The 8,279-nt window shown below is 41.3% G+C and carries 8 protein-coding genes and 2 pseudogenes; 3 read left to right on the top strand and 7 right to left on the bottom strand.

All coding sequences use genetic code 11. The annotated features are described in order from the left end of the window. Both LC574_RS15355 and LC574_RS15350 read right to left on the bottom strand, forming a co-directional pair. The coding region (locus tag LC574_RS15355) for a transposase (protein ID WP_368736692.1) at nt 1-196 on the bottom strand (196 nt) is incomplete at its 3' end. 138 nt (nt 197-334) lie between these two features. Next, nucleotides 335-508, bottom strand: coding sequence for a hypothetical protein (locus LC574_RS15350; protein WP_229454318.1), 174 nt, complete (start codon nt 506-508; stop codon nt 335-337). 40 nt (nt 509-548) lie between these two features. On the opposite strand from LC574_RS15350, the pseudogene LC574_RS15345 reads away from it, so the two are divergent. Beyond that, nucleotides 549-2,423, top strand: a pseudogene (locus LC574_RS15345) (AAA-like domain-containing protein). A 152-nt stretch (nt 2,424-2,575) separates the two neighbouring features. Here LC574_RS15345 and LC574_RS15340 read toward each other — a convergent pair. Both LC574_RS15340 and fldA read right to left on the bottom strand, forming a co-directional pair. Continuing rightward, a complete protein-coding gene (locus LC574_RS15340) occupies nt 2,576-3,328 on the bottom strand; it encodes an alpha/beta fold hydrolase (RefSeq protein ID WP_229454317.1) in 753 nt (250 codons plus the stop codon). 67 nt (nt 3,329-3,395) lie between these two features. Then, the gene (gene fldA / locus LC574_RS15335; RefSeq protein WP_229454316.1) at nt 3,396-3,908 is read right to left on the bottom strand and encodes a flavodoxin FldA; all 513 of its coding nucleotides are present in this window, start codon (nt 3,906-3,908) and stop codon (nt 3,396-3,398) included. 317 nt (nt 3,909-4,225) lie between these two features. Here fldA and LC574_RS15330 point away from each other — a divergent pair, with 317 nt between their 5' ends. Then, entirely contained in the window at nt 4,226-4,534 is a 309-nt protein-coding gene (locus LC574_RS15330) for a hypothetical protein (protein WP_229454315.1), read from the top strand. 164 nt (nt 4,535-4,698) lie between these two features. Here the strand turns inward: LC574_RS15330 and LC574_RS15325 are convergent, their stop codons facing one another. Further along, nucleotides 4,699-7,227: a mannose-1-phosphate guanyltransferase gene (locus LC574_RS15325; RefSeq protein WP_229454314.1), complete on the bottom strand. Its 2,529-nt coding sequence runs from the start codon at nt 7,225-7,227 to the stop codon at nt 4,699-4,701. A 13-nt stretch (nt 7,228-7,240) separates the two neighbouring features. Next, nucleotides 7,241-7,441 carry a hypothetical protein gene (locus LC574_RS15320; protein WP_229454313.1) on the bottom strand — a complete coding sequence of 67 codons (201 nt, stop codon included), beginning with the start codon at nt 7,439-7,441 and terminating at the stop codon, nt 7,241-7,243. Between LC574_RS15320 and LC574_RS15315 the strand changes: the two genes are divergently transcribed. Next, nucleotides 7,440-7,637, top strand: coding sequence for a hypothetical protein (locus tag LC574_RS15315; RefSeq protein ID WP_229454312.1), 198 nt, complete (start codon nt 7,440-7,442; stop codon nt 7,635-7,637). The two genes, LC574_RS15320 and LC574_RS15315, sit on opposite strands and share 2 nt — an antisense overlap. Here LC574_RS15315 and LC574_RS15310 read toward each other — a convergent pair. Then, nucleotides 7,594-8,279, bottom strand: a pseudogene (locus LC574_RS15310) (glycosyltransferase); the annotation flags it as partial. The gene LC574_RS15315 and the pseudogene LC574_RS15310 overlap by 44 nt on opposite strands.

Here is an 8,279-nt window from a genome sequence, read left to right as displayed (position 1 = left end):
CCGCTTTCGGATTGGCGTGAATATACCGCAGCGTATTCAATGCCCGTTGATGGTCACTTTTGTCAAATCCTGTACTGTGATAACGTTTTTCCCAAAAATGTCCTGTACGGTTCAACATTCGGTTAAAACACATTGCCGTGTACCAATTTATCCAGTGCATGATTTTGGGTAAATCGTTCGCTTGTGCTGGCTCTATAAAAGTACAGGATTTACGCAGCGATGATTGGTCATTGCGAGCGGAACGGAGTGTAGCGAAGCAATCTCGTCAAGACTGGGATTGCTTCATTCCGCTTCGCTCCATTCGCAATGACATTGTGTAATTAATTGTGTTCGACTACTTAATACATAGGGCATAAAGCTTAAATTGGAACTTAACCAATGCCTTTTTGAGAGCATAGAGAAACACCTGACGGCATTCGTGACGCGTTAATTTAAACTCGCGGTTATTGCACCGAGTAGTGACGCGATCGCTGTATCCTAGTTTTAAGTCGCGCTGTGGCCGTGGCATAAGAAGAATTTGTCATCCTCTAATTCTCCCCATAATATCTATGCCCTTAAACATTTTTTTTGGTCAAACCCCAAAACCTGAACCCGCAGAGATGACTGGTTTAATCAAAATATCGGGATGTGACAACCCTAAGCGTTGCGGGGATGTAATTTTTGTTCACGGGTTAGGTGGTCACGCACGAGGAACTTGGCATCCGCAAGAACTACGCAACGATGATAATTTCTGGTTAACGTGGCTTGCACAAGAAAGACCAGATTTAGGTATTTGGTCTTTTGGCTACAAGGCTGAACCCTTTGAGTGGAGAGGGTCAACAATGCCACTCTTTGATAGAGCTAGTAATTTACAAGAATATTTAGAAGTTTATGATATTGGAAAATACCCAATAATTTTTATCGCTCATAGTATGGGTGGATTATTAGTTAAAGAAATGCTACGTAATGCTCAGACTTTTCAAAAAAAAACAGTTATTCAACAGACAAAAGGCATTGTATTTCTATCCACTCCTCACACTGGTTCCCATCTCGCTAACTTAGTCGATAAAATTGGTATTTTGGCACGAACCTCTGTTAGTGTTAATGAATTGAAATCACATATTCCCCAACTCCGTCAACTTAATGAGTGGTATCGGCAAAATATTGATTACTTGGAAATTACTACAAAAGTTTATTTTGAAACGAAGCCCACTCAAGGTTTTTTAGTTGTAGACCCAGATAGCGCTAACCCAGGCATCAAAGATGTCCAACCTACCTCTACAGATGACGACCATCTTTCTATCACCAAGCCAAAATCAAGAGAGAATTTAGTCTACAAGGGAGTTAGTCAGTTTATTAAGCAACAATTGCTAATTAATCTAGGCATTGTTGAACAACCAACACCAAAAGTCAAACAGAACAACTCCTCAGGGATTTTTGAAAATACTGATGGTCAAGTTCCTCTTAACTCTCCCTTTTATATCGAGCGTCCAGAGGTAGAAATTAAATGTTATCAATCCATCCTCCAACCAGGGGCATTAATCCGCATCAAAGCGCCGCAAAAGATGGGTAAAACTTCTTTAATGAGTCGCATTCTTGAGCATAGTAAACAAAAAGGTTATCGCACAGTTTCTCTTAATTTATGGAGTCAAGAAAATCTTACCGATCTCAATAATTTTTTACAGGCATTCTGTGCAACTCTGAGTTATGAATTAGGGCTAGAAGATAAAATAGATCAATCTTGGAAAAGACGCTTAAGTAGTCAAGTTAACTCCACTAATTATTTAAAAGACTATTTATTAAAAAATATTAATACTCCCCTAGTATTAGGTTTAGATGATATTGACAAAATTTTTCCTTATCCCGAAATTGCTCAAGAATTTTTTGCTCTACTCCGAGCTTGGCATGAAAACGGTAAAAACGAAGAAATCTGGCAAAGATTGCGTTTAGTAATTGCTCATTCTCAAGAAGTATATGTTTCCTTAAATGTCAACCAGTCCCCCTTTAATGTGGGTTTATCTGTTGAAATAGGAGAATTCAACGTCACACAAATAAAAGAATTAGTCTAACGACATAAATTAAATTGGTCAGATACACAAATCGGACAATTAAGGGGAATGATTGATGGTCATCCTTATTTATTAAGGACTGCTCTTTATCAAATTGCCACAGGTAATTTAACTTTAGAACAATTTCTGAAAGTTGCTCCCACTGACGAGGGATTATTTAGAGGTTTTTTACATCCCTATCTTTCACTACTGGAAGAAGATAAATTGTTAAAAGCAGCGATGAAAAAAGTGATTGAGAGTGATATTCCTGTGAAGTTAGACTCTGTACAAAGTTTTAAATTACGCAGTCTGGGCTTAATTGAATTTAAAGAAAATAAAGTTCAATGCCTTTGTAATTTATATCGCCTTTATTTTCGAGAACGCCTATCCGAATGATTACATTCAGCTTGAAAGGATGAACTATCAATAATGAGTGGTAAAATAATTAGTGATGGCTACGGTGGCAAGCTACGCACCCCATTAAACCCCAATTTTCACAAATGCGTAGCCGTAAGGCTTGTCGTCAGGCATCCCACTTTTGTATCTCACTAATTTGTAGAAGTGCTAAAAGATAGTGCAGATGCTTTTACCAGATGCGGATGATGGTGTTGCCAAAAACTCAAAATCTCTTCACCAACCTGTTGAGGATAGAAGTAGTGAAAAAAATGATATCCTTCTGGGCATTCCCAAAGTTTATCTTCTGGCTTGAACCAATTTAACCAGTCATGCAATGCAAGTGGATTGACTACCGGATCGCTCTTGCTACCACATACCATCATTGGCATAGAAACTCCACCCTTGGGTAAATAAACCAACTTAAATAAAGAGTGTGATGATGGAGATTGTTCTAAATCCTTATCTAAGGCAGCTACTAACTTTTTAGTGGTATGAGGTGGTTGATTTCCAAATAGACTGCGAACGTTGCTTGCTAAAACTAGCTCACGGCTGATGCTAAAAAGTTGTCGTTGAAAGTAATAGTGAGCCTGCCAATTGTTTGCAGGTTGAGCTGCTACAGCTAGCAAGGTGAGCGATCGCACTTTTTCGGGAAATCGACGCGCAAAGGTTAAGGCGATCGCACCACCCATCCCATGTCCTGCTAAATGCACGGGGCGATGGCGCGATTTTAAAAAGTCATACACCAAATCCACAGCTTGATCTATGCAACTGGCTTCATCTTTGGTTTGCTGGTATTCCCATTGGGCGACGCTTATATACCCAGATAAATATTCAAGTAATGGTTTATCAAAACGCTTCAATATAGGACTGGCATTTAACCACAGAACATCAAATAAATCAGACATAAATACCTATAACTTCTAAATTATCAATTTCAATAAAGGCGCACAGCTAGCTGTGCGCCCCTAATCTCTACAAACCAAATTCTGTTTTCAACTGAGCAACCCAAGTTTTAATTCGCTCGTCTGTTAAATCAGATTGACTACCTTCATCAAGTGCTAATCCTACAAACTTGCCATTTCTCAAAGCTCTAGAATTCTCAAAGTCATAACCCTCAGTTGGCCAGTAACCAACAGTTTTACCGCCTCGCTGGGAAATTTTTTCTTCCAGAATTCCTATTGCATCCTGGAAGTTATCGGCATAGCCATATTGGTCTCCATCACCAAAATAGGCAACTAACTTACCACTAAAATCTATTTCATCCAGATCGGGGAAAAAGCTTTCCCAATCGCTCTGAAGTTGACCAATATCCCAAGTGGGAGAGCCAATAATCAGCAAGTCATACTCATCAAAGGTGGTAGTATCCGCCTCGTAAATGGGATGTAATGTTACAAGATCACCACCAAACTCATCCCGAATTTTTTCAGCATCAGATTCAGTGTTGCCAGTTTGAGTACCGTAGAACAGACCGATTTTTTTCGACATATTTTCACCTGATATATAGTTGAGATGCGATCGCCAAGATACCTATTTGCTTTCTTGAAATATATTATCAGCTTAATGAATATCTATATCAATAAGCCTGAAGATATCCTACCAGACTTATTGAAACTTTTTTATCATTTAATTTAAGTAAAATTTTGTAAAGTATTTCAGGAAACAAACCGAAAAGGCGGCCCTTCATTCCACCCCTACTTTTTGTAAGTGGCTTAATATATGTTCACAGAATATTCCGAATTATTACTGGTTTCAAAACATACATCGGTAAAGGAAGCTAGAGAAAGTAAATTTTTTGTGCATTTATGAAATTCATCCAAACACTAAAAGTAGCTGTAATTCCTGTTTTGACTGTATTGAGCTTGTTGTCTGCATCAAATAAAGTACTAGCTGACTATTTAAATAACCAGGGTTCAGGAGGTGATTACCGTTATGAATTATGGTCTACCGATGATAATAGTCATTACTATTTGAAAGTTTGGTTATATGAAGCAAGTCCAAATAGTGACCCACGTTACACAGATGGGAGTTTTAACTCTACTAGAGAAGCTTTAATTTATTTTGATTGCAAATACGCAAAGAAAAATTTACCAGAATGTCCGAATGTTCAATAATAATTTTGAACCCCCTCAACATAATTCGTAATTGCTAATTCGTAGTTCGTAATTAAATTACGAATTACGAATTACGAATTACGAACTTGTACTCTCGCACTTGCCTTGACTTGTGCCGAGCGAAGTCGAGGTAGCGAAGTCGAAAGGAGCCGAAGTATTACAAACTACGCTTCGGCTGGTTGATATTCTTGTTGTCTTTCCACAAACGACTGGACACGAGTGCGGTAGTTTCTCACAGTCTCATCTACCCAATCGCGATCGTTGCTATTTGCATACAAATGCACCAGTGGTTCGCTAGCATCTGGTAAAACTAACAGCCAACTGTCATCGTAGGGCTGACAAATTTTCACTCCATCGATGAGTTCTAGGTTTTGGGCTGGATGAGTTTCCACCAAGTAACGCATCAAAGCACCCTTAGCTGTCCACGGGCAGCGTATTGTATAAGTTTTGTGAATTACACGGGGCAATTCTGACCTAGCAGCAGCAAGCGATCGCTCCTGTATAGTCAACATCTCAATGATCTTCGCAATACAGAACATGGAATCAAATCCCGGATGCAGTTGCGGGAAAATAAAACCAGTATCTCCACTACCTCCTATTACCACATTTAGGTTTTTCTGACAAGCTTCCATTAAAGCTGTGGGGTTGGCTTTAGTGCGAATCACTCTGCCATCATGGCGGCGGGCGACTTGTTCAATAGCACTGGAAGCATGAACTGGCACTACTACAGTCCCTCTGGGGTTAGCCGTCAGAATCATGTCTACCATCAGTGCTGTTAAAGTTTCCCCACGAATTGGGTAGCCTGATTCATCAACTAAAATCAGCTGTTCTCCATTAGCCGTGACTTGCACACCAAAGTTAGCTTTCAATGCCTCGACTACATGACCTAACTGAGTCAGCAGTGCTTCGCGGTCAGCTACAGACATCGCCGTTTTATTGACACTGGCATTCAGTACCACTGCATCAGCACCAAATTTATCCAACATTTGAGGTAAAACTGCCCCCGATACTGCATAAACATAGTCAATCACCACTTTTGCGCGGCTGTTACGGAGTGTATGAACATGCAAAAGTTTCTCAAAAGCAGTGCAGTAGCGATCCATGACTTGGCTGGGATAAGATACATCGCCAATTTCATGAATTAGCGCTCGCCGCATATCTTCCTTAAAGTAAGCCCCTTCAATTTTCTTTTCTAGAGCTTTGGTGATATTAATGCCCTTGGCATCCATGAATTCAATCAAAATGTAGTCAGGGCGATCGGGGTGTACCCGCACATGGATACCACCAACTACCGACATTGTGGGTATAACCGTGCGGGCAATGGGGATAGCTGTAGCATCGAGGTTTTGAATATCAATACCTACTGACATCAAACCAGCAATAAGCGATCGCGTCACCATCCGAGAGATATTACGCTGGTCACGGGAAACCGTTACCTTAGAACCAGGTTTTAAGGTAGAACCATAAGCAGATCCCAATTTCACGGCGAATTCTGGTGTGATGTCGATATTAGCTAATCCTTGGACACCACGTTGACCGAATAAATTCCGTTGGGCGATGTTCCCCCAAATCAAGTTAATATTTAAAACTGCCCCTGACTCAATCTTTTTACTGGGCCAAACGCGCACGCCGGGGCTAATTTGGGCTTCTTCTCCCACCGTGGAAAGCGAACCCACAACAGCAGCTTCTAATACATGGGCGCGGCGGTCTACACGAGCGCCACGGGAAATTACACAGGCAGAAAGATGGGCTTCATCGCCAATGAATGCCCCATTCCACAGTATGGGACGTTTGAGATTCGCATCAGCGCCAATAGTGACATTATCTCCAATTACAGTTCCTGCCTCAATTTGTACTCTTGCACCGATGCGGCAGTTATCACCAATCACTGCTGGGGTTTCAATCACAGCCGTCTGGTCGATGTAAGTATTTTGACCCACCCATAACTTAGTAGAAACTTCTTTATAGGCACAATCGAGATTTACCTTCCGATCTAAGGCGTCATATTGAGCTTCCCGATAGGCATCTAAGTGACCAACATCGCACCAGTAACCTTGAGCAATGTAACCATACATTGGCTCATCTTTTGCTAATAGTAAAGGGAATAAGTCTTTAGAAAAGTCGGATTCAATGTTTGCTGGCAGATATTCTAAAACTTCTGGTTCGAGAATGTAAGTACCAGTGTTGACGGTATCGGAAAAAATTTCACTACTAGAGGGTTTTTCTAAAAATCGGCGAATTCGTCTTTCCTCATCGGTAATCACCACCCCAAATTCAATCGGGTTGGGAACCCTGGTCAAAATCAAAGTAGCTTTCGACTTATTTTGTTTGTGAAATGCGATCGCACCCGTGAGGTCAAAATCTGTTATACTATCGCCGCTAATGACTAAAAAGGTTTCATCAAGAAGTTCAGCAATATTTTTTACACAGCCTGCCGTACCCAGAGGCTGATCTTCTTCGACGGCATAAGTCATCTGAACGCCAAAATCACTGCCATCTAGAAAATAGTCTCGCAAGACATCAGGCAAATAATGTAATGTCGCAATAACTTCTGTAATTTGATGTCGTTTGAGGAGATTGATAATATGTTCGGCAATTGGTCGATTAAGGATCGGCACCATCGGTTTAGGCAGATCGCAAGTTAACGGGCGAAGCCGCGTTCCCGAACCCCCCGCCATCAGTACTGCACGCATAAATCCTCCTTAACTAATTACAGCCTTCGCTGCTTGAAAACGTGTCAGATATATTTTCTTCTTCTTTCTCTAGTCTCCTATGGATATCGATATTTGAGGAACTTCCACAAGATGCATATAGATTGGGCATGGGGCATTGGGCATGGGGCATTGGGCATGGGGCATTGGGCATTGGGCATTGGGCATGGGGCATGGGGCAGGGGGCATGGGGCATGAGGAGGTTTGAGGTTCTGAAAGAGATGAATGTCTTTGAGGTGGATGAACGGAGTTCTAACTTCCCCTCATCCCCCTCATCTCCCTCATCCCCCTCATCCCCCTCATCCCCCTCATCCCCCACTCCCCACTCCCCACTCCCCACTCCCCAGCTTATTGACAATGATAAAGTTCATATTCGTAGCCATCTATGCTAGGCATTGATTGAGTATCAGACCTAACGCATGTTTTGACGGCTTCTGCTACGGGTGCGTGAAAGTTTACCAGCCACAAGTCAAAAGGTCGTGGTAATTTATTTAAAGTATTTTCCAGAGCAATGGTGGAAGTATTCGGGTATTTGTCTTGATGAGCAAGGAGAAACAGAGGTTTTTGGAGTGAATTGGCAAGTTTAATCTCCCTAGCTACTCCCATCATTTCCCCAGTGTGTACATAAGTTTTGTGGGTGGTGGCAATCAGTACTGGTGTTGGAGATGTTTGTTGAATTAATTGCACAAACAGGTCAGGGCGATAATATTTTTGATAGCCGAGATTGCAGATTACTGTAACTGCACTAAAAAATCCCATTAGCCAAATTAACATCACAGCTTTTTTATCGTTTATTCCCCATTTACCTATGCTTTTTATTTCCTTGGGAGGATGCCAACAAACTGCGAGACTTGCCCCTAGTAAAACAACGATCGCGGGAAAGTAAACGAAGTTATATCTAGCACCTCTGGTCAGGTCAATTCCCAAAAAGTACGTAAAGATAAAGAATAAAGCAATCGCACTAATCGCTACTCCAGCAAACACCTGAATCATAATCCGGTTTTCTGGGTGCTGTAGTTGAATCTTGATCCCAC

The sequence above is a fragment of the Nostoc sp. CHAB 5715 genome, from assembly GCF_020829685.1.
Taxonomy (GTDB): domain Bacteria; phylum Cyanobacteriota; class Cyanobacteriia; order Cyanobacteriales; family Nostocaceae; genus Nostoc.
This window is presented reverse-complemented; position numbering and strand designations above follow the sequence as displayed.

Coding starts and splice junctions, on each gene's coding strand:
- LC574_RS15350 (WP_229454318.1), bottom strand. CDS start 508: ATGCCACGGCCACAGCGCGACTTAAAACTAGGATACAGCGATCGCGTC.
- LC574_RS15340 (WP_229454317.1), bottom strand. CDS start 3,328: ATGTCTGATTTATTTGATGTTCTGTGGTTAAATGCCAGTCCTATATTG.
- fldA (WP_229454316.1), bottom strand. CDS start 3,908: ATGTCGAAAAAAATCGGTCTGTTCTACGGTACTCAAACTGGCAACACT.
- LC574_RS15330 (WP_229454315.1), top strand. CDS start 4,226: ATGAAATTCATCCAAACACTAAAAGTAGCTGTAATTCCTGTTTTGACT.
- LC574_RS15325 (WP_229454314.1), bottom strand. CDS start 7,227: ATGCGTGCAGTACTGATGGCGGGGGGTTCGGGAACGCGGCTTCGCCCG.
- LC574_RS15315 (WP_229454312.1), top strand. CDS start 7,440: ATGAGGAGGTTTGAGGTTCTGAAAGAGATGAATGTCTTTGAGGTGGAT.
- LC574_RS15320 (WP_229454313.1), bottom strand. CDS start 7,441: ATGCCCCATGCCCCCTGCCCCATGCCCCATGCCCAATGCCCAATGCCC.